This window comes from Mesorhizobium sp. B2-1-8 (assembly GCF_006442545.2).
Classification (GTDB): Bacteria; Pseudomonadota; Alphaproteobacteria; order Rhizobiales; family Rhizobiaceae; genus Mesorhizobium.
In genome coordinates this window covers 2,957,144-2,981,622 of sequence record NZ_CP083952.1, presented here as the reverse complement: position 1 = coordinate 2,981,622, position 24,479 = coordinate 2,957,144, and the positions used below count along the sequence as shown (strand labels likewise).

22 protein-coding genes are annotated in these 24,479 nt (G+C 63.4%); 2 read left to right on the top strand and 20 right to left on the bottom strand.

What is annotated here, in order from left to right; translation table 11 throughout:
- Positions 1-51 precede the first annotated feature (51 nt).
- From FJ970_RS14660 to FJ970_RS14630, 7 genes are all read right to left on the bottom strand, one after another.
- On the bottom strand, positions 52-462 hold the full coding sequence (locus FJ970_RS14660) for a carboxymuconolactone decarboxylase family protein (RefSeq protein ID WP_140759132.1): 411 nt from the start codon (positions 460-462) through the stop codon (positions 52-54).
- A gap of 247 nt (positions 463-709) precedes the next feature.
- A complete protein-coding gene (locus tag FJ970_RS14655) occupies positions 710-2,206 on the bottom strand; it encodes a sugar ABC transporter ATP-binding protein (RefSeq protein ID WP_140759134.1) in 1,497 nt (498 codons plus the stop codon).
- Positions 2,206-3,261 carry a hypothetical protein gene (locus tag FJ970_RS14650; protein WP_140759136.1) on the bottom strand — a complete coding sequence of 352 codons (1,056 nt, stop codon included), beginning with the start codon at positions 3,259-3,261 and terminating at the stop codon, positions 2,206-2,208. Before FJ970_RS14650 ends, FJ970_RS14655 begins: the two co-directional genes overlap by 1 nt.
- Positions 3,258-5,381: an ABC transporter permease gene (locus tag FJ970_RS14645; protein WP_140759138.1), complete on the bottom strand. Its 2,124-nt coding sequence runs from the start codon at positions 5,379-5,381 to the stop codon at positions 3,258-3,260. Before FJ970_RS14645 ends, FJ970_RS14650 begins: the two co-directional genes overlap by 4 nt.
- 247 nt (positions 5,382-5,628) lie before the next feature.
- Positions 5,629-6,654, bottom strand: a complete 1,026-nt coding sequence (locus FJ970_RS14640) for a sugar ABC transporter substrate-binding protein (RefSeq protein WP_140759140.1) — start codon at positions 6,652-6,654, stop codon at positions 5,629-5,631.
- Between the two features lie 87 nt (positions 6,655-6,741).
- Positions 6,742-7,728 (bottom strand): ABC transporter permease, encoded by a 987-nt coding sequence (locus FJ970_RS14635; protein WP_140759142.1) that lies wholly within the window; start codon positions 7,726-7,728, stop codon positions 6,742-6,744.
- A 278-nt stretch (positions 7,729-8,006) separates the two neighbouring features.
- A complete protein-coding gene (locus FJ970_RS14630) occupies positions 8,007-9,434 on the bottom strand; it encodes a DHA2 family efflux MFS transporter permease subunit (protein WP_140759144.1) in 1,428 nt (475 codons plus the stop codon).
- A gap of 115 nt (positions 9,435-9,549) precedes the next feature.
- Between FJ970_RS14630 and FJ970_RS14625 the strand changes: the two genes are divergently transcribed.
- Positions 9,550-10,551 (top strand): ornithine cyclodeaminase family protein, encoded by a 1,002-nt coding sequence (locus FJ970_RS14625; RefSeq protein ID WP_140759145.1) that lies wholly within the window; start codon positions 9,550-9,552, stop codon positions 10,549-10,551.
- Positions 10,548-12,065 carry an HAL/PAL/TAL family ammonia-lyase gene (locus tag FJ970_RS14620; RefSeq protein ID WP_140759148.1) on the top strand — a complete coding sequence of 506 codons (1,518 nt, stop codon included), beginning with the start codon at positions 10,548-10,550 and terminating at the stop codon, positions 12,063-12,065. Before FJ970_RS14625 ends, FJ970_RS14620 begins: the two co-directional genes overlap by 4 nt.
- Here FJ970_RS14620 and FJ970_RS14615 read toward each other — a convergent pair.
- From FJ970_RS14615 to FJ970_RS14555, 13 genes are all read right to left on the bottom strand, one after another.
- On the bottom strand, positions 12,030-12,830 hold the full coding sequence (locus FJ970_RS14615) for a 3-methyl-2-oxobutanoate hydroxymethyltransferase (RefSeq protein ID WP_140759150.1): 801 nt from the start codon (positions 12,828-12,830) through the stop codon (positions 12,030-12,032). The two genes, FJ970_RS14620 and FJ970_RS14615, sit on opposite strands and share 36 nt — an antisense overlap.
- A gap of 51 nt (positions 12,831-12,881) precedes the next feature.
- Positions 12,882-13,193: a MocE family 2Fe-2S type ferredoxin gene (locus FJ970_RS14610; RefSeq protein WP_140759152.1), complete on the bottom strand. Its 312-nt coding sequence runs from the start codon at positions 13,191-13,193 to the stop codon at positions 12,882-12,884.
- 28 nt (positions 13,194-13,221) lie between these two features.
- Positions 13,222-14,304: a fatty acid desaturase family protein gene (locus FJ970_RS14605; protein WP_227792171.1), complete on the bottom strand. Its 1,083-nt coding sequence runs from the start codon at positions 14,302-14,304 to the stop codon at positions 13,222-13,224.
- Positions 14,305-14,389: 85 nt separating this feature from the next.
- Complete coding sequence (locus tag FJ970_RS14600; RefSeq protein WP_140763372.1) at positions 14,390-15,571, bottom strand: aldose 1-epimerase family protein; 1,182 nt, start codon at positions 15,569-15,571, stop codon at positions 14,390-14,392.
- 10 nt (positions 15,572-15,581) lie between these two features.
- Entirely contained in the window at positions 15,582-16,364 is a 783-nt protein-coding gene (locus FJ970_RS14595; protein ID WP_140763375.1) for an ATP-binding cassette domain-containing protein, read from the bottom strand.
- A 2-nt stretch (positions 16,365-16,366) separates the two neighbouring features.
- Positions 16,367-17,371 (bottom strand): ABC transporter permease, encoded by a 1,005-nt coding sequence (locus tag FJ970_RS14590; RefSeq protein WP_227792137.1) that lies wholly within the window; start codon positions 17,369-17,371, stop codon positions 16,367-16,369.
- A gap of 58 nt (positions 17,372-17,429) precedes the next feature.
- Positions 17,430-18,374, bottom strand: a complete 945-nt coding sequence (locus FJ970_RS14585) for a substrate-binding domain-containing protein (RefSeq protein WP_140763381.1) — start codon at positions 18,372-18,374, stop codon at positions 17,430-17,432.
- A 56-nt stretch (positions 18,375-18,430) separates the two neighbouring features.
- Entirely contained in the window at positions 18,431-19,345 is a 915-nt protein-coding gene (locus tag FJ970_RS14580; protein WP_140763384.1) for a sugar phosphate isomerase/epimerase family protein, read from the bottom strand.
- Between the two features lie 35 nt (positions 19,346-19,380).
- Entirely contained in the window at positions 19,381-20,469 is a 1,089-nt protein-coding gene (locus tag FJ970_RS14575) for a Gfo/Idh/MocA family protein (RefSeq protein ID WP_140763387.1), read from the bottom strand.
- A gap of 35 nt (positions 20,470-20,504) precedes the next feature.
- Complete coding sequence (locus tag FJ970_RS14570; protein WP_140763390.1) at positions 20,505-21,566, bottom strand: ABC transporter ATP-binding protein; 1,062 nt, start codon at positions 21,564-21,566, stop codon at positions 20,505-20,507.
- A 3-nt stretch (positions 21,567-21,569) separates the two neighbouring features.
- Positions 21,570-22,661: an ABC transporter ATP-binding protein gene (locus FJ970_RS14565; RefSeq protein ID WP_140763392.1), complete on the bottom strand. Its 1,092-nt coding sequence runs from the start codon at positions 22,659-22,661 to the stop codon at positions 21,570-21,572.
- Complete coding sequence (locus FJ970_RS14560) at positions 22,658-23,614, bottom strand: carbohydrate ABC transporter permease (protein WP_140763395.1); 957 nt, start codon at positions 23,612-23,614, stop codon at positions 22,658-22,660. Before FJ970_RS14560 ends, FJ970_RS14565 begins: the two co-directional genes overlap by 4 nt.
- Positions 23,611-24,471 carry a carbohydrate ABC transporter permease gene (locus FJ970_RS14555; protein WP_015317068.1) on the bottom strand — a complete coding sequence of 287 codons (861 nt, stop codon included), beginning with the start codon at positions 24,469-24,471 and terminating at the stop codon, positions 23,611-23,613. Before FJ970_RS14555 ends, FJ970_RS14560 begins: the two co-directional genes overlap by 4 nt.
- Between the last annotated feature and the right edge of the window lie 8 nt (positions 24,472-24,479).

Sequence of the window (24,479 nt, the reverse complement as noted above, 5' to 3'; positions counted from 1 at the left end):
GGCTGGGGACAAATTTTCCTCCCACGCCGATTGGCCGGCTGGCTCCTAGACCTAGCTCTTCACCTCGAATTGCGGATCGACTGGAATCTGCATGGCCGTGACCAGATGGTTGGTCTGGCCAGCGAGACCGATGATCGACACCAGTTCGCCATGTTGCGCGTCGGTCATGCCCTTTGCGCGGGCGGCGGCCGTGTGCGAATGGACGCAGTAGGAGCAGCCATTGGCGGTCGACACCGCGATATAGATCATTTCCTTGGTCAGCGGGTCGATGGCGCTGTCCGCGACCATTACCACCTTCAACTGCTCCCAGATCCGCTTCAGCGCCGCCGGATCATTGGCCAACCCGCGCCAGAAATTGTTGACGAAATCCGATTTGCGTGTCGCGCGGATATCGTCGAACACCGCCTTCACCGCCGGGATTTTCTCCACCTCGGCATCAGTAACGAGTTTTGTGGTGGCCATGGTCAGGTCCTTTCGCTTGTTCCTTGAACCGGGCGACTAATAACCACCGCCAATCCATTCACTTGATTCACGTTTTCGCCTTCCGCCGTTGTCGATGGACGTGACCGGGGTGTGTCGAGATTCAGGTCAGGCCGAGTCGAAACGACGGGTTCCGAGAACCGGAGCGGAGCGTACTTTTCGTACGTGAGCACCGGAAGCGCAGGAAGCCGCCGTTTGCAGGCCGGCCTCACCTGAATACCGACACACACTAATGCACCGCCGCGTACATAATCTTCTCCTCCGTCGCCTCCGCCGGCGAAAACTCCTCGACGATACGGCCCTGCCGGCACACGAGAATGCGATCCGACAGGTTCATGATCTCCGGCAAATAGGACGAGATGACCACCACAGCCAGGCCCTCGTCGGCCAGCCGGTTGATGATCTGGTGGATCTCGGCGATGGCGCCGACATCGACGCCGCGCGTCGGTTCGTCGAAGATGACGATACGCGGCTGCTGCACCAGCCCCTTGCCGATCACCACCTTCTGCTGGTTGCCGCCGGACAGCTCGACGACACGGGCATTGTCGTTGATCGCCTTGATATTCAGCGTCTTGGTCCATTCCGCCGAAAGCTGGCGCATCTCCTGCTGGTTGATCACCCAGGCCTGTTCGCGGCCCGCCGCCAGCAGCCCGCCGAACAGGTTTTCGGCAATACCCATCGTCTCGAAGATGCCTTCGCTCTTGCGGTCCTCGGTGACATAAACGATGCCGTCCGCCACCGCTTCGCTAGGCACGAGGTAGCGCACCGGCCTGTCGTCGAGTTCGATCGCCCCACCGCGCAGAAAATCGCGCTTGTAGATACCCGACACGATCTTGAAGGTCTCGGTGCGGCCGGAGCCGATCAGCCCGAACACACCGGTGATCTGGCCCTCGAAGATCGAGAAGGAATTGTTGCGCACGACATTGCTCATCGAGATATCCTGCACCGACAGCACCTTCTTACCGGGCATGCGCAGCCTGGCCTCGTCGCGCTGGCGGTAGATCTGTCCCGACAAAGTGCGCCCGACCATGGCGGCGACGATCTTGTCGCGGTCGAAGGCCGACGTGTCGTCGGTGATCACCAGTTCGCCGTCGCGCAGGATGGTGATGCGGTCGGCGATCATCAATGCCTCTTCCAGAGCATGGCTGATGAAGACGATCGAGACACCGTTCGCCTTCAGCCGCCGGATCAGCGCGAAGAAATGCCGCTTCTCCTCCGGCGTCAGCGTCGCTGTCGGTTCGTCGAAGATGATGATCTCGGCATTGTGGTGCACGGCGCGCGCGATCTCGACCATCTGCCGCTTGGCGGCACCCAGCGTCGCCACCATGGCGTTCGGATCGACCGGAAAATTCAACGACTGCAGGAACTGCTGTGCTGAAATATACGTGCCGCGCAACCGGTTGAGGAATTTTTCGGTACCGAGATAGAGGTTCTGCGCCACTGTCATCGACGGCACCAGGCTGGTCTCCTGGAACACCATGGCGATGCCGGCCTCGAGCGCGGCATGCGGCGAGGCGTAGGCGATCTCCTGGCCCTTGTGCAACATCTTGCCCGACGTGGCGTCGACCACCCCGGCAATGATCTTGGTCAGCGTCGACTTGCCGGCACCATTCTCGCCAAGAAGCGCATGGATTTCGCCCTTGCGTAGCTCGAAGGTGACATTCTTGACCGCTGGCACGCCACGGTAATTCTTGGTGACATTCTCGAGGCGAACGATCGGCTCCATCAGAAACCTCCCGAGGCGGGGTCGACGGCCAGCACGCAATCGCCGCCCCTGGAAGCGATGAACAGTTCGCCGCCTTCCTCCGCCACGCTGCAGATGCCATGACGCGTGCCGTTGGCGCGGCTGTGCAGGCTGAATTGCGGCTGCATGTCTCGGTCGAGCCGGACCACCAGCCCGTAGGAACGACTGGGCGACCACGGCTTGTGAATGCCCATGGTGCGGATGCCGCCGCATTGCAGCGGCTCGAGGAAACTGCGGTTGGATGCCAGCGCCGGGGCGATCCAGTAGGCCGGCGGTACCTGGTCGATCATGTCCTGGCGATAGTGCGTTTCCTGCAGCACGAATTCGATCAGCCGGTTGCGTGGAGCGAACAGGGTCAGCCACGCCCCGCCATCGCCGGCCGGCGACAGCCGCGCGGGATAGCCGGGCAGATGCGTCAACGCAGTCGAGCGGCTGCCGGTCGCGGCATCGAAGCGCACGAGTTGATGGCGCCAGCTTTCGCTCACCAACAAATCGTCGCCAAGAATGTGAAGCCCATAGGGAAAGGCGATGTCGCCGGCCACCTTGCGGAACTTGTCACCCGCCGCGTCCCGTTTCCAAAGCGAACCGGACGCGCCCTTCGTCATCAGGTCGGCGGCCCATTGCGACGACGCGAATTCGGCCGAACCATTGGCCAGCCACAGCGCACCGTCTCCTGCATAGGCAAGCGCGGTAATGCAGCGGACCCCTGCCGGCATGGGCACCTCTCTGCCCGCGATCGACAGCTTGCCGCTCTCCAGCCCCACCGTCAGTTCGCCTGAAGGCGAAAGCGCCAGCGCCGTGATGGGAGACGGAAAGGTCTCGACGACGACAGGTTCCACACCAGCAACAAGCGAATAGACGGCGTTGCCGCTGGAGGCCAGCAGCCGGCCATCGGCAACCAGCAGATTGTCCGGCTCGGTCAGCTCGGCGAAAGCCGGCGCGTCATCGAGCCGCGTGTTGGGACGGAAGGCACCGTCGAGCGGTGGGATGGTCACCGCCTTGCCGCGAAACATATCCAGGATCGGATCTAGGATCATGGCTGCGCGCCCCAATAGGAAGCGGGGCTGGTCCAGTTCGGATCGGCGCCGGCAATTTTGTAGCGGCCGATGCGGTTGTTGAGGATGCCGCCGACGAACAGACATCCCTTGTGTTCGCGCATCGAGGTGACCATCGGATGCGCGCCGCCAGAGAGATCGCCCATTGCCTCGACGATGCCGCCCTTCTCGTTGAATTTCACCACGCCGCCGGTGTTGATGTTGGGGAACAGCCATTCGTCCTGCGGCAGCCGGCGCGTCATGCGCTTGCGCATGTCGGGGTGGCGCAGCGAGAGATCGAAGCTCGGCGTGCGCATGCCCAGCCACGCCATCCAGTAATTGCCGTCCGACGCCCGGTTGATGTTGTCGGGATAACCCGGCATGTCGCGGATGGCGCATTCGGCGGTGCCGGCCTTCGGCCCTTCCAGCCAGTAGCGGTGCACACGGCAGGCCCAGCTTTCGGCGAAGAACAGCGACTTGCCGTCATGCGCCATGCAGACACCATTGGTGTAGCGGTAGCCGTCGAGCAGCGTCTTTGTCGAGCCGTCCCTGGGGTCGTAGACCAGCAGCCGGCCGGTAGCGCGGTTCTCGATCGAATCCAGCGCCCAGTCATGCGCGTCATAGCGCTTGGTCGAGTCCGTAAAATAGATGCGGCCGTCCGGCGCGATATCGCAATCATTGGGATCGCGCAGCCGGGCATCGTCGACGATAGAAGTCCAGGAGCGCGACGTCTCAGCGGACAGACGCTTCACCTCGCGCTGCGGCGAAACCGAATACAGCCCCATGGCGCCGACGCAGCTGATCAGATTGCCCGACTTGTCAAAGGCGAGCCCCAGCGGAAAGCCGCCAATATGGGCGAACACTTCCGATCTGGCATAATCGGGCGCGAAGAAGCGGACGATCTCGCCATGGCGGGTACCGCAATAGAGATTGTCGTCGCGGTCGAGGATGACGTCTTCCGGCCCCTCGAGCTCGCCAAGTCCGATATGGTCCGCCCCCGACAACCGGTTGTCGAGTGCGTAAGGCGTGCCCGAGCCCGGCACCGCGGACTGTGTTTCGCCCATCTTGAGATAGACCGGCGCGACATAGACCTCGTTCAGCACCTTGTGGCGATTCTTCAGCCAACGGATGTCGATGGTCACCGCCACAGCAAGCATGATGCCGAGCACCATCTGGTTGGTGCCGGTGCCGTAGCCAAGCCGGATCAGCCCGTTGGTCATGGTCAGCACGATGATGGCGCCCATCAGGCCCTTGATCACCGAGCCGCGCCCGCCGCCGAGGCTGACGCCGCCGACCACCGCCGCCGTCAGCGCCATGATCTCGAGATTGAGGCCGGTGCCTGGCCCCGCCCCGCTCAAGCGGCAGGCGATGAGAAAGCCGCCGATCGAGGCGCAGAAACCGGAAAAGACATAGGTCATGAACACGGTGCGGCGCACCCGGATGCCGGCATTGTGCGCCGAGCGCCGGGAGCCGCCCACCGCCAGCACATGCCAGCCCGGCCGCGAGCGTGTCAGCGCGATATGGGTGACGATGGCCAGGATGATCGCCAACCACACCGAGACGGACAGGCCCCAGAAAGTGCTGTCGCCGATGAAATCGAGCACGTCGGACGTAGCGGTCGAAAGCTGCACGTCGGCGGCATAGGTGGTGACGAGGATGTCGAACAGGGCCCGGCCGAAGATGAAGGTGACGAGCGTGGTGAGGAAGGCACGCAGCCGCAGGTACCCGACCAGGTAGCCGTTGATGGCGCCGAAGACGAGGCCGGTGGCGAGCGAGGCGGCAAGCGCCAGCCAGATCGACTGTTCGAGGATGAAGAAGACATAGACCGCGGAACAGCAGGATAGCGCGAAGATCGAGCCGACCGACAGATCGATGCCGCCGCCCAGCATGACCACCGTCATGCCGGTGACCACCATCGAGAATTCGCCGAGCTGGCGGGTCGATTCCTGCAGCGAGGTCAGCTTGAAGAAGCCCGGAATGATCGAGCCGAACACGCCGAGCGTCGCCACCAAAGCCAGGAAGGGAATGGCGTTGTCGGTCCAGCGCTTGGTCAGGATCTCGCCGACCAGATGGTCGGGCACGAGATTGTAGCGCCAGGACTGCAGGCGTTCGCGAAAAGTCATCAGGTCACTGCTGCAAGAGAAAAAGAAAGATGTGGTCAGCTTCCGAAGGGCATTTATTCAAGGTTTGCGCTGCCCCTCACCCTTACCCTTACCCTCTCCCCGTGAAGGACGGGAAGAGGGGGTCGCCAACGTTGCGTCTAATCCCTTCTCCCCGTCCCTATACGGGGAGAAGGTGCCGGCAGGCGGATGAGGGGCAGCACCAACGTCGGAAGAAGCGGCCGCCATTAGCGCATCGAAAAAGGCCCGCCTACTTCGCCGCTGCTTCGGCCTGCAGCGCCTTCAGGTCCCAGCAACTGTCGGGCTTGAGGTCGGCCTTGGTCGTCGCCTTCTCCAGCGTGTAGATGTAGGTGTGCGAGGTGCCGGCCGGCTGGCCGCTCTGCAGCAGGAATTTGATGATGGCATTCATGTCGCCCGACTGCCGGGCAAGTTCTGTCATCACCACAGCGCCATAGGTGCCGTCGTTCAGCTTGTCGCAATCGGCCGCTTTTTCGCCGCCGCCAGTGGTGACCAAAAACACCTTGCCGTCGAGCTTGGCGTCGCGGATCGCGGCCGATGCGCCGGTGGCGTCACCATCCCAGAAATCAATGATCGAGCAGATGTCCGGGTTCTGCTGCAGCATGGTTGTCGTCACGTTGCGCGAGGTCGTCGCGTCCCAGTTGGAGTCGGGCTTGGCCACGACCTTGAAATCGGGATGCTTGTCCAGCACCTTCATGATGCCGGCATACTGGTAGAGGCTGGAAGAGTTGGCCTGGTCGCCCTGCACCAGCCCGATCTTCTTGGACGAGTTCTCGCCGCAGCCCTTGATCGCGGCTTCGGCCTCGAGCTGGCCGAGCCGGTCCCAGTCGCTGCCGACGAAGGCGTCTGCGGGGAAGTTGGCCGGATTGTCGACGAGGATCACATAGGTGCCGGCGGCCTGCGCCTTCTTCATCAGCTTGGAATAGGAATTGAGGTCCGGCGCATGGATGATCAGCACATCGGGCCTGGTGTCGGACGAGATCGCGTCGGTGATCGCCTGCGCGCCGGCATCGACAACCCAGTTCGGATCGCGCGTCTCGAACGTGCCGCCCCAGGCCTCGACTTCCTTCTTCAGATAATGCGCCCAGCCCTGCGCCAGGTCGAAGCCCATCGCCAGCGGCACCAGCATGACGCGCTTGCCTTTCAGCGCTTGTGCATAGGCAGCGGGGCCCGGATCGTCAGCGGCGAAGGTCGGCGCCACGAAGGCGGTGACGGCAAGCGCCGTGGCCGCCGCCATGAGTGTTCTGATCAGTTTCATGTCTCATCCTCTGGTTCGGTTTTCATTGCCGGCGGATCGTCCCGATCGCACCGGGTACCCCGAGCAAGATGGGCTAGCCCATCTGCTCTAAATGTCGCCCTGCTGCGCGGTCTGTTCGTCACGCGGATTGATGATCCCGTCGACGATGATGGCGCCGAGCAGGATCGCCGCCTTGATCAGGTTCTGGTAGAGCAGCGGAATGTCGATGATGGTCATGGCATTGAGCAGGATGCCGATCAGTGCCGCCCCGACCAGCACGTTGCGCACCCCGCCCCGTCCGCCCGACAGGCCGATACCGCCGATCACCGCCACCAGCACGATGTCGTAAAGCAGCGTCGAATTGACGACACGCGTATTGATCGAATGCAGGCTGGCCGCTGTCAGCAGGCCGGCGACCAGTGCCACGAAAGCGGAGAGCACATAGCGCAGCACCAGCATTGGCCGCACCGGAATGCCGATGTTGCGCGCCGCGACCGGATTGTCGCCGGCGAAATAGATATAGCGGCCCCATTTGGTGTAGCGCAGGAACAGGAAGAACAGGAAGGCGAGCCCCGCGAAGACGAACACCTCGATCGGGACGTCGAGGAAGCGCAGGCCGCCTAGCAGTTCCACCCAATGGCCCTGCGGCACCGGCACCGCGTCCTGGGTGATCAATTGCGAACGGACATAGCCGAAGACGAAGGAGCCGGTCGCCAGCGTGACGAAGATCGCCGGCACATCGGCATAGGCGACGAGATAGCCGTTGAGCAGTCCGATGGCGAGCACGCCGGCCAGCACATAGGCGAAGGCCAGCCCATCCGAGGTCCCGGTGTTGAGCAGTTGCAGGTACCAGGCGACCGACATGGCCATGATCGCCACCGCCGACAGGTCAATGCCGCGGCCGATGATGACGACCGCCATGCCTAGCGCCAGAATACCCAGCACCGAGACCGAGCGGACGATGGCGACGAGATTGTTGGGATCGATGAAGCCAGGCAGGCCAATAGCCGCGGCAACGAACAGCACGACGGCTATGGCAAAGACGATGCCTTCCTGGTTCAGGCTCCTGAAGTTCAGCCAGCCAGCCATGTTCATTGTCTGCATTCACCCCGCTGGCAGCGCAGCCACCCCTTGGAGAGAAAGCTAATCGGCCGAGCGCCGCTTCGTCAAATGAATCCGCGTTCAAAACGCGGGCTGGCGGCGAGATTCGCAAAGTGGACGCATTGATTGCCGAATCTGGCGCAATGCCCGGAAACTCCTGCACTTTTGGCAATTGTTTGCGTCATTGTCCGCGCCTGCGGATACACAGCACCAAGCCGAAAGGCGAAGACGGAATTTAACCCTGCGATCGGCGGGAAAATTCGATTTCAGTTTCAGGCAATATGGCCCGAGACCTCGGCGCCGGCGGTCTTCGGCAACACCAGGAAGCGGAACGACGAAACCAGTCCGATGACGCCGATCACCAGGAAGGCTGCTCGAAAATCGACGAGATCGAGCGCCGGCCGGCCTCTCGCGATCTGCGACAGGTTGAGGATCGCCGCCGCCACCGCGACGCCGAACAGCATCGCGACCTGCTGTAGCATCGAGGACAAGGTCGCCGCTGAGCTGCGCTGCCCGGCGGCGATATCGGCGAAGGCCAGCGTGTTGAGCGCGGTGAACTGCATCGAGCGCGTCAGGCCGGCAATCAGCATCAGCGCCACCACCAGCGCTTGCGGCGTCTGCGGCGAGATCGCCGCGCAAGCCATGATCGATGCGGACGCGATGATGCCGTTGAAGACCATCACCGAGCGAAAGCCGAAACGGCGCAACGTCGGCGTCGTCACCGTCTTCATGCCGAGATTGCCGAGAAAATAGGCCAGGATCATCATACCGGCATCCACGGGGCTGAGCCCGAAGCCGACCTGGAACAGAAGCGGCAACAGGAACGGCGTGGCGTTGATCGCCACCCGGAAGATGGTGCCGGCGGCGAGCGTCGAGATGGCGAAGGTCAGCACCTTGAACGAGGAAAGGTCGAGCAGCGGATGCGGCGCGCGACGGAGATGCCGCACTGCTACCCAGCCGACGACGATCCCCGCCGCGATCAGCCCCACCGTCGGCAAGGCGCCATCCTCCGGATGCGCGATGCGCTCGAGACCATAGAGCAGGCAGGCGAGCCCCAGCGACGTCAGGAAAAAACCCGGCCAGTCGAGCGGCTTGGGATCGGCTTCACGGTCACCCGGGATGAAGCGGGCGACCAGCGCCAGCCCGACAATGCCGAGCGGGATGTTGATGAAGAAATTCCAGTGCCAAGAGAGGTAAGTGGTGATGAAGCCACCAAGCACCGGCCCGACGACAGGCGCGAACAGCGCCGGCCAGGTGATCAGCGCCGTGGCGTTGAGCAATTCGGATTTCGACGCGTTGCGCAGCACCAGGATGCGGCCGACCGGCGTCATCAAAGCGCTGCCCAGGCCTTGCACGGCACGGGCAATGACGAATTCGGTCAGGGTCTGCGAAAAACCGCAGGCGAGCGACGCCAGCGTGAACAGCGCGATCGCGACGAGGAAGATGTTCCGTGCACCGAACCGATCGGCGAGCCAGCCCGACAGCGGCACGAACACCGCCATGGTCAGCATGTAGACGGTAATGCCGATGCTCATCGCCACCGCCGGCACGCCGAACGATTCCCCCATCTGCGGCAGCGAGGTCGAGATGATCGTCGAGTCCAGCAGTTGCATGAAGAAGGCGATGGCGACGATCAGCGCCACACGCCGCGAATTCCTGGCTGGGTCGGCTGAAGCTTCGGTCTCGGAAACGGCAGTCATGACGGACCGCTTTGAACAGCATTTGGCCGACGGCGTCCAGACAAGAGCCAACAAACTTTCGTGTCGCGTCGCGGCCTGTTATGGATGAGCGGGGTGGCCGAGGAACAGCGTGCTCATGAAGCCCATCTATATCGACTATCTCAATGCCCTGGACATCGAAGCCCTTGCCATGACTGATGGTGAAATCATCGGCGCGGTCGAGGCCGGGCTCGTTGCGCAAGGCAAGGGCCAGACCGTGATCGAGCCGCGTGTCCACCTCGAACCCGACCCGTCCTTCCATGGCCATTTCAATGTCTTGCGCGGCTACGTGGCGCCGCTCGACGCGGCCGGCGTGAAGATCGTCGGCGACTATGTCGACAACTATCTGCACGGCCTGCCCTCTGAATTCGGTATCCTCAATCTATTCGATCCGCGCACCGGCACGCCAGGCGCCATCCTCGACGCCACCGTCATAACCGACATGCGCACCGGCGCCGTCACCGCCATCGGCGCCAAACACCTGGCGCGCAAGAACTCGAAGGTGCTCGCCCATATCGGCGCACGCGGCACCGCCTACTGGAACGTGCGCCTGCTCGACCATCTCTTCGATTTCGACGAAATCCGCGTCCATTCGCGCCGACCGGAAAGCCGCGACGGCTTTGCCGCCAAACTCTCCGCCGACCTCGGCAAGCCGGTCAAAGCGGTGGCCGATTGGCAAAGCTGCGTCGAAGGCGCCGACATCGTCGTCGAAGCCTCGCGGCTGCCCGAGCCGCAGCCGCTGCTCAAGACGGAATGGATCAAGCCCGGCGCGCTGGTTGTCCCCTATGGCACGATGAGCGCGGTGGAGCTGTCACTGACCGACATCATGCAGAAGATGGTGGTCGACGATTGGGGCCAGTGCAGAGGCGGCAAATTCGGTTCGCTGCGCGCCCATGTCGAGACCGGGAGGCTGAGCGAAAGGACGCTGCATGCCGAACTCGGCCAGATCGCCGCCGGCCTCAAGGTTGGTCGTGAACGCGACGACGAGACCATCCTGTTCTGGCATCGCGGCCTGTCATTGTCCGACATTGCGCTCGGCAAGGCGATGCTGGCCAAGGCACAGGCGCAAAGCATCGGCCAAAGGTTGCGCTTCGCATGAGCGCGCTCGTCCTCACCGGGGCCGGCGTCAGTGTCGGCGATGTCGCCGCCGTCGCCCGCGAAGCGCGCAAGGTGGAGATCGGACCCGATGTTATCGGCAGGCTGGAGAAGGCGCGAAAGGTGCTCGACCAGGCCGCTGCCTCCGGCCAACAGATTTACGGCCTGAACACCGGGCTCGGCGCCAATCTCGGCACATCGGTCGAGGGTGACGCCAGCGCCTTCCAGCGCCGGTTGCTGGAAGGCCGCAGCGGCGCGGTCGGTGAAGCGCTGCCGGTCGAGGCCGTGCGGGCAACCATGCTTGCCCGCCTGACAATGCTGTCGGCCGGCGGGTCCGGCCTTTCGCCGTCAGTCTTTGTCGCTTTGGTCGATACGCTCAATGCCGGCGTCCATCCGGTTATGCCGTCGCTGGGCTCGATCGGCGCCGGCGACCTGGTGCTGATGACCGCGATCGCCCGCCTGCTGATCGGCGAAGGCGAAGCCGAGTATCAGGGAAGGCGCATGCCGGCAGTCAAGGCGCTGATGATGGCCCGCCTCGGCCCTATCGGCCTGGCGCCCAAGGACGGGTTGTCGCTGATCAACGCATCCGCCGTATCCGCCGGCAGCGGCGCGCTTGCGGTCACGGACGCGCTGTCGGCTCTTGCCCAGCAGCAGCAGGCCGGCGCGCTGACCATGGAAGGTGTTGGCGCCAACCGCACCATCCTCGATCCCCGCCTGCACATGGCGCGGCCGGCCGCCGGCCAGCAGGAAGCCGCCAAGGCGCTGCACGATCTTCTCGCCCGCGACGAAGCGCCGGCGCCCACCACCATACAGGATCCGCTCTCGATCCGCTGCATGCCCTCGATCCATGGCGCGCTGATCGAGGCGATCGGTCAGGCAAGACGCGCCGTCGAGATCGAACTCAATGCCACCGCCGACAATCCGTTGGTACTGGGCGATGACGGCGTGGTGATGTCCACCGGCAACTTCCACACGGCGGCGCTCTCGCTCGCCTTCGAGACACTGGGCCTCGCAATAGCGCAATGCGCCGCCGCAAGTGCCGCCCGCTTCATCCAGCTCACCGGCTCGGGCCGCAACGGCTTGCCCAAGTACCTGTCGCCGGTCGGTGGCGCCTCGGCCGGTTTCGTGCCGTTGCAGAAGACGGTGACGTCGATCCTGGCCGCCATCCGCCACAAGGCCAATCCGGTGATGCTCGATTTTCTCCCGGTTTCGGAAGGCGTCGAGGACCACGCCACGCAGACGCCGCTGGCAATATCAAAATGCGCTGATATGATCGCACTGTGGCGCCGGCTGATCGCTTTCGAACTGATGGCAGCGGCGCAGGCAATCGATCTGCGTGAAGGATTGACGCTGGCCCCACGCACATCGGCTGTCCACATGGCGATACGCGCGCTCGTTCTGACGTTGAAGGATGACCGGCCGCTCGGCGTCGATGCGGAAGCACTCCACGCCGCACTTGCCGGCAATGCGTGGCAGCCGGCCTTATCCCCGGCCGACCTTGTCGAGGAACAGGCGTAGCTCGGCCGGGTCCATGTGCACGATGTGCCTGTCCTCGGGATAGGCGCCGCTGTTGACGTCGGCGACATATTCGGAGAACGCCGCCACCCGCTCCGCCTGCAGCCGGTCATACTCGGCGGCGAAGTTGCGATAGACCTTGGAGTGGCGGGGCATGTGGCCTCTGTTCTGGCCAAGAATGTCGTCGGCGAACAGATATTGCGCGTCGCAGCCCGTGCCCGCGCCCATCGACAGCATGATCAGCGAGGTGCGCTCCGAGATCGCCTTGGCGACCTCGACCGGCACGACCTCGATCTCGGCGCCGATGGCGCCAGCCGCCTCCAGTTGCTTCACCGCCTCGAAGACCTGCATCGCCGTGTCGGCGGACTTGCCGACCGCCTTGAAACCGCCGGTCCAGGTCGCCCGGGAAGGAATGAGGCCGACATGGCCGATGACGGGAATGGCATCGTCCGCCATCCGCTTGATGGTTGCGTAGCCGGCGCTGCAATAGACCGCGTCGGCACTTGCCTTATAGAGCCGGAAGGCCCAGCGGACGAAATCATCCGCGGTGCCGATTTCGAAGAAATTGTCGCCCGGCATGGTGAACAGGCTGGGTGCCGCGTCGCGGTATTGCGGGTTGAGCACCAGTTCGGGAGGCACCGAGACAATGTCGACCCCTGCCCGTTCGGCGGCTTCCGCCTCGTCCAGCGTCAGCACGCGCAGCATGGTCAGCTGCCGCTTGCCCTTCATGGCGCGCAAATCGGCGACGGTCGGTCTCTTCCGGCTCATTAAAACGTCCCTCTGTTGGTTACCATCGCGATGCCGATCGGTTGATCCGCTTCAGATCTGGATCATCACCTTACCGGCCTCGACCTTCACCGGATAGGTCGCGAGGTTGACACAGACGGGTGCGCCCTTGGCCTGCCCAGTCTTGTAGTTGAAGCGGCCATTGTGCTTGGGGCATTCGATGATGTCGTCCATCACCAGCCCATCGGCCAGATGCGCCTTTTCATGCGTGCAAAAACCATCGGTGGCGAAGAATTCGTCGTCCGGGGAGCGATAGATCGCGAAGGTCCGCCCATCATGGTCGAAGCGGATGACATCCTCTTCCTCGACATCGTCCACCGCGCACGCCTCTACCCAATCCGCCATCTCAATCTCCTGCAACCGTTCGCGATCGCTATTCGGCCGCCGCCGACATATCGACCTCGTGGAACTCGCCGCGATAGGGCCTGGCCGTCGGCGGCAATTCGCGCTTGAGGTAGTAATCCTCATATTTCAGCTGCCTGAGCAGAACCGGCCAGACCTCGCGGTAGGCGTGCCAAATCGACGGGTTCGGCTCGGGCAGATCATGCTTGATCAGTTCATGCAGTCTCGGCAGTGCATGATACGGCACCATCGGGAACATGTGGTGCTCCACATGGTAGTTCATGTTCCAGTAGATGAACCGGCTGATCGGGTTCATGTAGACCGTGCGGGTGTTGAGCCGGTGGTCGACGACATTGTCGGCCAATCCGATATGCTGCAGCAGGCCGGTCATCACCATGTGCCAGGTGCCGTAAAGGCGCGGCACGCCGATCAGCACCAGCGGTATCCATGACCTCAACGCGATCGCGAGGGCGATCGTCGCGACATAGATCGCGACGTGCCAGCGGGCCGCGACCACGGCCTTATGCTGTTCCATCTCGGGGATATAGCTCTTCTCCTCGTCCGACAGCGTGCCGAAGGCCTGGCGCACCAGCGTCGGCAGCGAATAGCGGAAATCGAGAATTCCGGTGAAGGCAAGCGCGGCCTTCAACAGGTCCGGCGGACGCATGACGGCGATCTCGGCATCGCGCCCGACGATGATGGTGTCGGTGTGGTGCCGGGCATGGCTCCAGCGCCATTGCACGGGATTGCGCATCAGCATGAACGAGGCGATGTGATAGACGACATCGCTCATCCAGCGCGTGCGGAAGGCCGTGCCATGGCCGCATTCATGCCAGCGCGAGTCGCTCGACGAGCCGTAAAGCACGCCGTAGATGAACAGGAACGGCACCGTCCACCACGAACCCCAGAACCAGACGATACCGGCGGCCGAACCCAGGATCGCGACAATCCAGATGATGGTGTCGCGGATCGCCGGCCCATCGGAACGCTGCATCAGTTCCTTCATCGCCTTGCGCGAGACGTCGGTGTGATACCACTCGGCCGAGGCAAGACCGGTCTCGATCGCCGCCCTGGTGCTTTCGCCGACAAGGCTGTAGTCGCGCGTTTTTGCCATCGTCGTCACACTGACCTCCAATCGTCGCGCACCGCTGGCAATCCGGTCCGCCGGCCGGAGGGCTTGCTTTGGATAAATGTCGCGCTCATGTCCTGCCGGCCAGTCTTGGAAAGTTTCCGGAAGGCTGAGGATAATCCGGCTCGGGCTGTCGGGCGATAGCAGCGATCCTGGCTTCGGCCGCTGCGATCTCACCGGCGCCATTGAGGACCCGGAACACCGCGTCATAGGCCCGGCTTTCGCCATGCTCCAGCCAGATCATCTCGCCGCGCTCGCGGGCGGCGAGATCGCCGAGCACATGGTGGGTCGAAGGCTCTATCCCCAGCGCATACTGCCCGGCCTGGAAATTCTGCCATTGATAGGCGCAGGGCAGCTGGTCTTTGCGCGTCACCAGTTCGAGACCGAGCCCAATGCGGTCGTTGACGACGGCCACCGGCACCTCGCCATGGGCATCGGCGGCCATCTCGTGCTGCCATACCTGCTCGCTGAAGCCTGGTTGCGGCGCCGGCGTCGTGCGATAGCCGACCCCCTGAGCCTTGTAGCGGTCGCCGGCATGGCCGGCCCAGACGACGTCGCGGATCGGTGCCAGATAGCGCGAGCCCTCGTCCAGTAAGGGATGGCTGACATTGACATGGTAGAAATACATATGCGGCGTGCGGTTGAAGCCGTGGTTGACGACATGGTCGGAAAGCCGGATCTCGTTGCCACCGACATCGGCCTCGATGCGGCGGATGAGATGCAAATCCTCGCCAAAAACCGTCGACTGCTGGACGATGCCTTCGGCCCACAGCACGCAGCGGTCGCCCTCCCAGCGCTCGCCATAGCCGGTCAGCCGTGCCGGGATCGTACCGACACGGCCATGCAGCGAATGCAGCACAGTCTTCTTGCCAGGATAGTTGTAGTTGTCGGCCGGCACGTCTTCGCGCCCCAGAATGTGGTCGAGCCCGCAGGTGACCAGCAGGCCGGAGAAAGAGCGCGCCCAGGCCAGCCCCCCTTCCCCTTCATACTCATGCAGGCCGGGGTTGCGAAAACCGCTCGGCGAATGCCAGCCGATCGCCTGCCCCCTATAGTCGCAATCGGCGATGTCGAGCGCCCGGTCGACCAGCGCGGTGAAGCGCAGGCCCGAGCCGGTGCGGAATTCGAGCATGCGGATGCCGCGCTCCACACCGTCGCCGAGCGTCATCAGGCGCACGCCGGCGAATTGCGACAGCTGGCCTGACCGCTCGGCCACTTGCCGGCGCGACAGCGTCTTGCCGTAAAGCTCTACCATTCGACGCCCTTCACTTTGCCCTCGTCTCCTTGAGCAAGGCCGACATGTCGGCGCCGGTGATGATGCTTTCCACGGTCAGCAGGTCGGTGTCGGCGACCGTCTGTTCGGCGACGATCTCGCCCCGCCGCATGACGACGATGCGATCGGCGACCTGGAACACATGGTGGATATTGTGGGTGATGAGCAGCACCGAATGGCCGGCGTCGCGCACCTCCTTGACGAAGCGCAGCACGCCATGGGTTTCCTCGACGCCGAGATTGTTGGTCGGCTCGTCGAGGATGATGACCTTGGCGGCAAACTGCATGGCGCGCGAAATGGCGATCGACTGACGTTCGCCGCCCGAAAGTGTGCTGACCAGCGCGTCGGCGTCGAGCTTTTTCGAGATGCCGACCCGCTTGAGCAGTTCGGAGGCGGCCTTGCGCAGCTTCGCGAGATCGAGCGGCGCGAACACGCCGAGCCAGCCGAAATTGACCGGCTCGCGGCCGAGGAAAAGATTGCGCGCGATGCTGAGGTCCGGCGCCAGCGAGGTGTCCTGGTGGATGGTCTCGATGCCGAGGTCCATCGCATCCCTGGTCGAACGGATCGAGACCTTCTCGCCACGCACATAGATATCGCCGCGATCGACCGGAAACACACCCGAGATGGCCTTGATCAGAGTCGATTTGCCGGCACCATTATCGCCAAGCAGCGCCACCACCTCGCCTTCCCGCAATGTCAGCGAGGCATTCTTCAGCGCGCGCACGCTGCCGAAGGACTTTTGCAGGTTCTGCAGCCGAAGGACTTCCTGCATCATCATCAGCCCCTTGCGGCGTTCTTCTGCAGCAAAGCGTGCAGGATGAGCATGGCGAGGATGATGAGGCCGACAAAGATGTTGTAGGCGAGCCCCGGCACGCCGATCAGCACGATGCCGTTACGGATCGCACGCAGCATCAGCGCGCCGACGATGGTACCGAGGATGGTGCCGCGCCCGCCGGTCAGCGCCGTGCCGCCGACCACCACCATGGCGATCACTTCAAGCTCGTAGCCGGTGCCGGCCACCGGCGAGGCGGCGGAGATGCGGAAGGCGCTGATCATGCCGGCAAGGCCGGCCAGCACCGAGGTCGCGATGAACAGCCAGATCTTGACAGTGTCGGCCGGCACGCCGCGCGCCACCGCCGCGTTGCGATTAGAACCGATCGCACTGATCCAATTGCCGAGCTTGGCGTAGCGCAGGATATAGATGGCAAACAGCGAGAGGCCGATGAACCACCAGAGCGAGGTGTAGAAGCGGAACGAGCCGATGTTGAAGCTGCCGGCGAGCAGCGTCACGAAGAACCCAGGCTGGTCCCAGGATTTCAGCGGAAAGCCTTGCGTGATGTAAAGCGCTGCCCCGCGTACGACGAGCAGCATCGACAGCGTCACCAGGAAGGACGAGATGCCGATCTTGGTGACGATCAGCCCGTTGATCGCGCCGATCGCGATGCAGAGTGCTAGTCCGGCCAGAAGCGCGACACCGATATCCACCCCGCCATTCTGCACCAGCAGCATAACCACCACCGGCGCCAGTCCAAACACCGCGCCGACGGAAAGGTCGAATTCGCCTGCCGTCAAAAGCAATGTCATGCCGAGCGCGATGATGCCGAGTTCGGGCAGGAACGCCATCATGTTCGAGATGTTGAGCGGCGACAGGAAGTTGGCGTCGGCGACAGCGAACACCGCCAGCAAAATGATGAGGATGACGAAGGAGGAGAATTGCGGCGAGCGCATCAGGCGCGATCTGCCTTTCGCCAGCGGCGCGTCGTCTTCTGCGGCAATTGTCATGACGGCTTGGACCATGCTTGAAAAAACGCCCGCCGCCTTCGCAGCGGGCGCTGGTTTCTCATTTCTTGTCGTAGAGTTTCAGGATCGGCTCGACGCTGGAGGCGTCGTAGAGACCGAAAGTGTGAATGTCGTAGCCGATCGGTTCGCCCGAGGCGGCGAGCCCGAGCAGCGCCACCGGCATGAAGCCCTGCGCCGAAGGGTACTGCCAGGCGGCGGCGTTGACGAAGCCATCCTTGACGGCTTGCGCCGTCTCCTTGGAATTGCCCCAGCCGACGACGGGGATCTTGCCCGCCGGCGCACCGGCGCCGTCGAACACGCGCTTGACGCTGGCCGCCACGGAATCGCCGAGCGCAATGATCGCCGGCGGATTGTTGGCGACCATGTAGTCGGTCATCTTGGCGATGATGCCGGCCGGATCGGTGCCGCAATCGACCACGTCATATTTGATCCCCAAAGGATCGAAAACGCTGGCAATGCCCTCGGTCTCGAGCTGCTGGTAGCTGGCGCCGGGAACCTCGACCGGCAGGAAGACCTTGTCGCCCTGCTTCACCATCTTGTGGTCGACAAGGTATTTGGCCCAGATGACGCCCGCTTCTTTCAGGTCCGCGCCAACATAGGCCTGCCGCCCGGTCGCCGGATCGTCGGTGTTGAAGAACACGATCGGGATCCCGGCCGCCTTTGCCGCTTTCACCTCTTCGGTCCACAGGCCCGGCTGCGCCGATGTCGTGGCGATGCCGTCGGGCTTGGCGGCAAGCGCCGAATTGAAGGCCTCCTTCTGCGCCGCCATGTCGCCGCCACTGAAGGAGATCTTGCAGGTCACCTTGAGCTGGTCGCAGGCCTTGGTCGCGCCGGCGTTCCAGTCGATCCAGAACGCATCCGACGGGCCGCCATGCGACAAGAGATAGAAGGTCTTCTGGCCGTCCTGCGCCTGCGCAGTCGTGCCAAGGGCGATGCCGGCGAGCAGTGTCGCGGCGGCCGCCAATTTCCAAGCGAATTTCAGCATTCTTTCCTCCCTTTTTTGAAGCCGCGCCGCCAATGCACCGGCGGCGCGGCCGGCAGTCACAGGCCGTTGGCGCGGAACTTCCCATCGAGGAATGTCTTGGCGCGCGGCACGTCGTCCTCCGACAGATGCTCGATGATGACCGGGATGTTCGGATGCTTTTCGGCCAGCCGCTGGAGGTAGAGGTCGTAGTTCAGCGAACCGAGGCCGGGCGCCGGCAGTTCGATTTCGCCAACGCCGCGGAAGGTGTGGCTTTCCATCGCGTCGGCATCGCCGATGTCGGCATGCTTCTCCGACTTGTCGTCGCCCGAGCGCTTCACATCTTTGGCGTGCGCAATCCTGATCTTGTCGGTCAGCGTGTCGAACACCTGGTTCAGGATCTGATCCATCCGGTCGATGTTATGGGTCTCGAAATAGTTGGTCGGGTCCATTAGCAGGCCGAGACCGGGATGATCGACCTGCGCGAACATCTTCACCGTCTCCTCGACCGAGCCGACGACGTTGTTGACATAGGTTTCGAGCAGGAAGACCGCGCCATGGTCATAGGCCGTCTGGGCGAGGTCGGCGATCACCTTGCGGCACTCCTCGAACCCTTCCTCGGTCTTGTTCTTGGGGTGATGTACCCAGTCGGATTCGGTGTTGTAGGTGCCGGTTTCCGAAATCACGTAAGGCGAGCCGAACTCGCGCGCATTGCGGATGATCTCCTTGAGATAGCCGACGCGCTTCTCGCGCTCGGCCTTGTCGGGATGAATGATGTTGGTGTAGCCCGACACGCAGCAGACCGGCAGATTGTGATCGCGGAAGATGTCGCGCACCTTCTTGGCCTTGTCCTTGGTGATCTGGCCGGTCGACAGGTCCACATCCCTGAAATGCAGATCGAGCTGCACCGTGTTGAAACCGAGCCCGCGGATCTTCTTCGCCGTCTCTTCGAGGCCGTACGGGAAATAGCCCGTGAAAATACCTGCCTGCATCATGATGTGAATTCCTCCCTGTAAGCGATTCAGTTGATTCAGTTTGTGGAGATTTCGGAGAGCTTGACCGTGCGGCCGGAAGCGATGGAGCGATAGCCCGCCTCGACCAGCGCCATGGTCTTGACGTTGTCGGCGACGGTGAGCGCCGGCGGCGTGCCGGTCTTCACCGCGTGCTGCAGTTGCTCCATCACTCCGATGAAGGCATGCGGGAACCACATCGTCTCCCAGCTTGGGCTGACCCATTCGCCGCCTGTCGTCTCGGCCGAGGCGTAAGTCAGTGTCGAGGCGGCACCCGTCGGCCAGCCGATCGTGCCCTTGGCGACGCCCTTGGTGCCGTCGACACGCCAGTTGATATGCTGGTCGTCGCGATAGCCCTCCTGGCGCGGACCCGACCACACGTCCTCCAGCGACACGGCGAGCACGCCTGTGGGGAAACGCAGCGTCGATACGGTGATCCCGTCGGAATGGTCGAATGTCGTGCGCGGATCCTTGCGCGTCACCGTCGTGATCTCGTCGGGATCGCCGAACAGGAAGCGCAGCACATCGAGGTGATGCACGCTCATATTGGCAAGCGTCAGCCGATCGTAGCCCTGAAGGAAGGTCTGCCAGTGCGGGATGGCATGCATATCGATCTGCGCGAAGACGATGTCGCCCAGCGCGCCGCTGTCGATGATCTGCTTCAACACGCGCATCGACTGGTCGTAGCGCATGTTCTGGTTGACCGAGAGGATCTTGCCGGCCTTCGCCGCCTCGTCGCGCAGCTTGACGGCTTCCTCGACCGACAGCGCCAGAGGCTTCTGCGCCAGGATCGCCTTGATGTGCTTCTGTTTCAGCGCATGGCGGATCAGCGCCGGCTGCTGGTCGGGCGGAAAGGCGAGGTCGATAATCTCGACATTTGCGTCCTCGATCAGCTGTTCCGGCGTGTCGTGGACGGTCGGGATGCTCCAACGGTCGGCGACCTTTTGCGCATTCGCCTTGGTGCGCGAAGCGATCGCCACGACCGGAAATCCGGCTTCCTTGTAGGCGGCCAGATGGCACTCGGCCATGATCATGCCGGCGCCGACGCAACCGATCCTGTATTCCTTCGTGCGGACCTTCACGTCCGGCTCGAAGCCCTTGCCTGTCATGCCTTCCTCCCGAAATTCTGTCCTCGCGGCCGCATTCATCTTGCCAACGCGCCTCCGCCCTGTCCGAAATAATGCACGCGGGCCGACTCGCAGAATATCGCCACCATCGCGTCGGGTCTGATGTCAGGCTGGCCGCGCAGCAAGGCCTTCAGCCGCGCCTGCCCGGCGGCGAGCGTCACCACGGTGTAGCCGCCAAGCGGCTCGACCTCGAACACCCGCGCCGGGCGGCCCGAGCCGCCTTTCACCCACGGCTTGACCTTGATATCTTCCGGCCTGAGTCCGATCTCGACGGCATCGGCGGGAGCCGTCTTGTCGGCGATGCGGATCACGCCTTCGGCCGCCTCGACGCCGCCCTCGCCGCGCGCTGATTTCAGGATGTTCATGACAGGCGACCCGAGCAGCCGCGCCACATAGGTGTTGGCCGGACGGTCATAGATCTCGGCCGGGGCGCCGATCTGCCGGATCCTGCCATTGCCCAGGATGGCGATGCGGTCGGCGATCGACATCGCCTCTTCCTGGTCATGGGTGACATAGATCAGCGTCTTGCCGAGATCGCGCTGGATGCGCTTCAGCTCGACGCGCGTTTCCTCGCGTAGCCGCGCATCGAGCGCCGAGATCGGATCGTCCATCAGATAGGCATTGGGGTCGCGCACCAGCGCCCGCGCGATCGCCACGCGCTGCCGCTCGCCGCCCGAAAGCTGCGCCGGCGGCTTGTGCAGGATATGGCCGATATGCAGCTTGGCCGCGACATCGGCGACGCGCTTCTTGATATCGAGCTCGGCGACCCGGCGCTCGACCAGCGGAAAACGGATATTGTCGAGCGCGCTCATATGCGGGAACAGCGCCAGGTTCTGGAATACCATGGCGACGTTGCGCTCGGCCGGCGATAGCGTGTTGACCGGCTTGCCGCCGATCAGGATTTCTCCGGCGTCCGGGGTCTCCAGCCCGAGCACCAGGCGCAGGATCGTCGACTTGCCCGACAGCGGCGGCCCGAAGAAGCAAAAGAACTCGTTGTCGTTGACGGTGAACGAGGCGTCATCCACTGCGAGCGTCGTGCCGTAGCGTTTCGTGACATTGCGGAAGACGATATCGGCCATGGCTCAACCCGCCCTCATCGCAAGGCCGCTGGCGGCGTCGAAGACCCGCACCGACGCCGCCGTGGGCGCAACGATCGCGGTTTCTCCGATCGACAACCCGACATCATTGTCGAACACCGCTTTCACGGCGCCATCGTCCTGACCGAGATGAACTATGGTGCGCGCGCCGATGCGCTCGACGAAGGTGACCGGCATGGCCAGCCCGCGCCCGTCCTGCGCCAAGGCCACCTCTTCCGGCCGGAAGCCGTAGAGCACCTCGCCGCGGGCGCCACGCAAGACGGCCGCCAGCTTATCCGGCAAAGGCAGCGTGATGCCCAGCGGCCCGAGATCGACGACCAGACCCCGGTCGCTCTCCGCCGGCCTGCCCTTGAGCAGGTTCATGCCGGGCGCGCCGATGAAGCGGGCGACGAAGACATTGGCCGGATTGTTGTAGACCTCGAGCGGCGTGCCGACCTGCTGCAGCACGCCGTGATCCATGACGGCGATGCGATCGGCCATGGTCATGGCTTCCAACTGGTCGTGAGTGACGTAGACCATGGTCTGCCTGAACTGGCGCTGCAGTTGTTTCAGCTCTGTGCGCATGACCGCACGGAAGGCCGCGTCGACATTGGACAGCGGCTCATCGAGCAGGAAGATCGCCGGCTCCATGATCGCGGACCGGCCGATCGCCACGCGCTGCAATATGTTGACCGACAGCCGGTCAGCCTTGCGGTCGAGCAGCGGCGTCAGTTGCAGCAGCTCGGCGATAGCGCCGACGCGGCGGTCGATCTCTACCTTGGCGGCGCCCCGCATCCTCGGCCCGTAGGCCAGGTTCTGGCGCACGGTCAAATGGGTGAAGATGGCATAGTTCTGGAAGACGAAGCCGACGCCGCGCCGGCCCATCGGCACGCCGGCCATGTCGCGTTCGCCGAACAGTATCTTGCCGCTGGTCGGCTCTTCCATCCCGGCGATCATGTTCATCGTCGTCGACTTGCCGCAGCCGGACGGCCCAAGCAGCGCCATGAACTCGCCGTCTGATATGTCGAGGTCCATCGTCTTCAGCGCCGTGAAGTCGCCGAATGTCTTGGTGAGGTGCTTGAGCTGGATCGTGCTCATGCCGGCACCTGTCTTGCCCGCGCCATGCGCTTCATGGCGAAGACGGCGACGATGGAGAGCACCACCAGGATCGCCAGCGCGATCGCGGCCACATAGCCCCAGATCAGATCCTGCGTGGTGACCTTGTAGATGTAGACGGAGATCGTCTCGGTGGCGACGCCGGGGCCGCCGCCGGTCATGATGTAGAGCGTGTCGAAGATCTTGAAGTTCTCGATCACCCGGATCGCCAGCGCGATGACGATGATCGTTTTCATCTTCGGCAGCACGATGGTGGTAAAGCGCTGCCAGGGATTGGCGCCGAGCAGCGTTGCCGCCTTGATCTGGTCCTCCGGCACGCCGACCAGGCCGGCCAGCAGGATCAAAAACATCAGCGGCGTCCACTGCCAGATGTCGGCGATCATCACCGCGATCAGCGCCAGTGTCGGGTCCGACAGCCAGGCGATGGTGACTTGCGTGCCCGTGATTGCCGACAGGATATCGTTCACCGGGCCGCCCGACTGGAACAGCATGAAGAACATGTAGCCGGCCACCGCCGGCACCACCATCATCGGCATCAGCAGGATCGAATAGAAAATGCGCTTGCCGGGAAAATCGTCGGCGAACAGCGTCGCCAGCGCGAGGCCCAGCAGGAATTCCGCCGGCACGCAGACGACCATGACGATAACAGTGCGCTTCAGCGCGCTCCAGAAACGCGCATCGGCCGCGAGATCGGTGTAGTTGGCAAAGCCGTTCCACATCTCCCACGCATTCCACCAGCCGAGGCCCGAGAGCGGCGACCAGTCGGTGACGCTGATGTAGAGCTGCATCAAGAGCGGAAAGGCCGAGATGAACAGCACGAGGATCTGCGCCGGCAAGGTCAGGCGAAAGCCCAGCCGCGTGCCCTCGTCGCGCGGGGCCGGCCTGCCGCGCACGCCCGTCCCATCCTCCGAAATCGTTGCCGTCAGAGCGCTCATTGCTTCAGCGCTCCAAAAGTCAGGCCACGCACCAGGTGGCGCTGGATGGCGATGCCCATGATGACCGGTGGCACGGCGGCAATGAGCCCAAGCGCTGCCTTGGCGCCGTAGAGCTGTCCGGTCATCGAGGACGACAGCGAGGCCATGTAGACCGGGATCGTCACCCATTCACGCGTCGTCAGCAGCAACGCGATCAGATAGTCCGACCAGTTGAGGATGAAGACGAAGAGGGCAGCGCTCGCCAGCGGAGCACGCATCATAGGCAGCGTGATGCGGGTGAAGACGCGCAGCCGCGAACAGCCCTCGACCAAGGCGGCTTCCTCGATCTCGCGCGGCATGTCATCGAAGAAGGTCTTCATCAGCCAGAAGGCGAACGGCAGCGTGACGATGCCGTAAATCAGCGCCAGCCCCCACCAACTGTCGGTGAAGTTGAGGAAGGCCCACATGATCATGACGGGGATCATCACAGCCATCGGCGGAAACAGCCGGAGCTGGATCAACGCCAGCGGCAGGTTCTGGCCCGAGCCGAAGCGCGACAAGCCGTAGGCGGCGGCCGTGCCGGCAGACATGGCGATCGCGGTGCCGAACACCGCCGACAGAAGCGACGACAGGATCGGCTTCAGCGCTGTGCGGTCGAGCGCGACGATCAGATTGTTGGTGGATTCGCCGAACACGAACTGGAAATTGCTGAGCGTCGGGTTCTTCGGCCACCATGTCAGGTCCGCACCCGTCGCCGACCATTCTGCGATCGGCTTGAAGGCCATCGAGACCATCCACAGGATCGGCACCAGCGTGACAGCCATCGCCGCGAGGATCGCGGCGTAGCGGAATATCTCGAAGGGGACGGAACGCTTCATCTGGCTGC

Bases quoted from the DNA above. Each gene is read 5' to 3' on its own strand.
- FJ970_RS14590 (WP_227792137.1), bottom strand. From the start codon at position 17,371: ATGACAATTGCCGCAGAAGACGACGCGCCGCTGGCGAAAGGCAGATCG.
- FJ970_RS14620 (WP_140759148.1), top strand. From the start codon at position 10,548: ATGAGCGCGCTCGTCCTCACCGGGGCCGGCGTCAGTGTCGGCGATGTC.
- FJ970_RS14580 (WP_140763384.1), bottom strand. From the start codon at position 19,345: ATGATGCAGGCAGGTATTTTCACGGGCTATTTCCCGTACGGCCTCGAA.
- FJ970_RS14655 (WP_140759134.1), bottom strand. From the start codon at position 2,206: ATGGAGCCGATCGTTCGCCTCGAGAATGTCACCAAGAATTACCGTGGC.
- FJ970_RS14615 (WP_140759150.1), bottom strand. From the start codon at position 12,830: ATGAGCCGGAAGAGACCGACCGTCGCCGATTTGCGCGCCATGAAGGGC.
- FJ970_RS14645 (WP_140759138.1), bottom strand. From the start codon at position 5,381: ATGACTTTTCGCGAACGCCTGCAGTCCTGGCGCTACAATCTCGTGCCC.
- FJ970_RS14640 (WP_140759140.1), bottom strand. From the start codon at position 6,654: ATGAAACTGATCAGAACACTCATGGCGGCGGCCACGGCGCTTGCCGTC.
- FJ970_RS14635 (WP_140759142.1), bottom strand. From the start codon at position 7,728: ATGAACATGGCTGGCTGGCTGAACTTCAGGAGCCTGAACCAGGAAGGC.
- FJ970_RS14630 (WP_140759144.1), bottom strand. From the start codon at position 9,434: ATGACTGCCGTTTCCGAGACCGAAGCTTCAGCCGACCCAGCCAGGAAT.
- FJ970_RS14605 (WP_227792171.1), bottom strand. From the start codon at position 14,304: ATGGCAAAAACGCGCGACTACAGCCTTGTCGGCGAAAGCACCAGGGCG.
- FJ970_RS14555 (WP_015317068.1), bottom strand. From the start codon at position 24,471: ATGAAGCGTTCCGTCCCCTTCGAGATATTCCGCTACGCCGCGATCCTC.
- FJ970_RS14585 (WP_140763381.1), bottom strand. From the start codon at position 18,374: ATGCTGAAATTCGCTTGGAAATTGGCGGCCGCCGCGACACTGCTCGCC.
- FJ970_RS14595 (WP_140763375.1), bottom strand. From the start codon at position 16,364: ATGATGCAGGAAGTCCTTCGGCTGCAGAACCTGCAAAAGTCCTTCGGC.
- FJ970_RS14625 (WP_140759145.1), top strand. From the start codon at position 9,550: ATGAAGCCCATCTATATCGACTATCTCAATGCCCTGGACATCGAAGCC.
- FJ970_RS14650 (WP_140759136.1), bottom strand. From the start codon at position 3,261: ATGATCCTAGATCCGATCCTGGATATGTTTCGCGGCAAGGCGGTGACC.
- FJ970_RS14600 (WP_140763372.1), bottom strand. From the start codon at position 15,571: ATGGTAGAGCTTTACGGCAAGACGCTGTCGCGCCGGCAAGTGGCCGAG.
- FJ970_RS14560 (WP_140763395.1), bottom strand. From the start codon at position 23,614: ATGAGCGCTCTGACGGCAACGATTTCGGAGGATGGGACGGGCGTGCGC.
- FJ970_RS14610 (WP_140759152.1), bottom strand. From the start codon at position 13,193: ATGGCGGATTGGGTAGAGGCGTGCGCGGTGGACGATGTCGAGGAAGAG.
- FJ970_RS14660 (WP_140759132.1), bottom strand. From the start codon at position 462: ATGGCCACCACAAAACTCGTTACTGATGCCGAGGTGGAGAAAATCCCG.
- FJ970_RS14570 (WP_140763390.1), bottom strand. From the start codon at position 21,566: ATGGCCGATATCGTCTTCCGCAATGTCACGAAACGCTACGGCACGACG.
- FJ970_RS14575 (WP_140763387.1), bottom strand. From the start codon at position 20,469: ATGACAGGCAAGGGCTTCGAGCCGGACGTGAAGGTCCGCACGAAGGAA.
- FJ970_RS14565 (WP_140763392.1), bottom strand. From the start codon at position 22,661: ATGAGCACGATCCAGCTCAAGCACCTCACCAAGACATTCGGCGACTTC.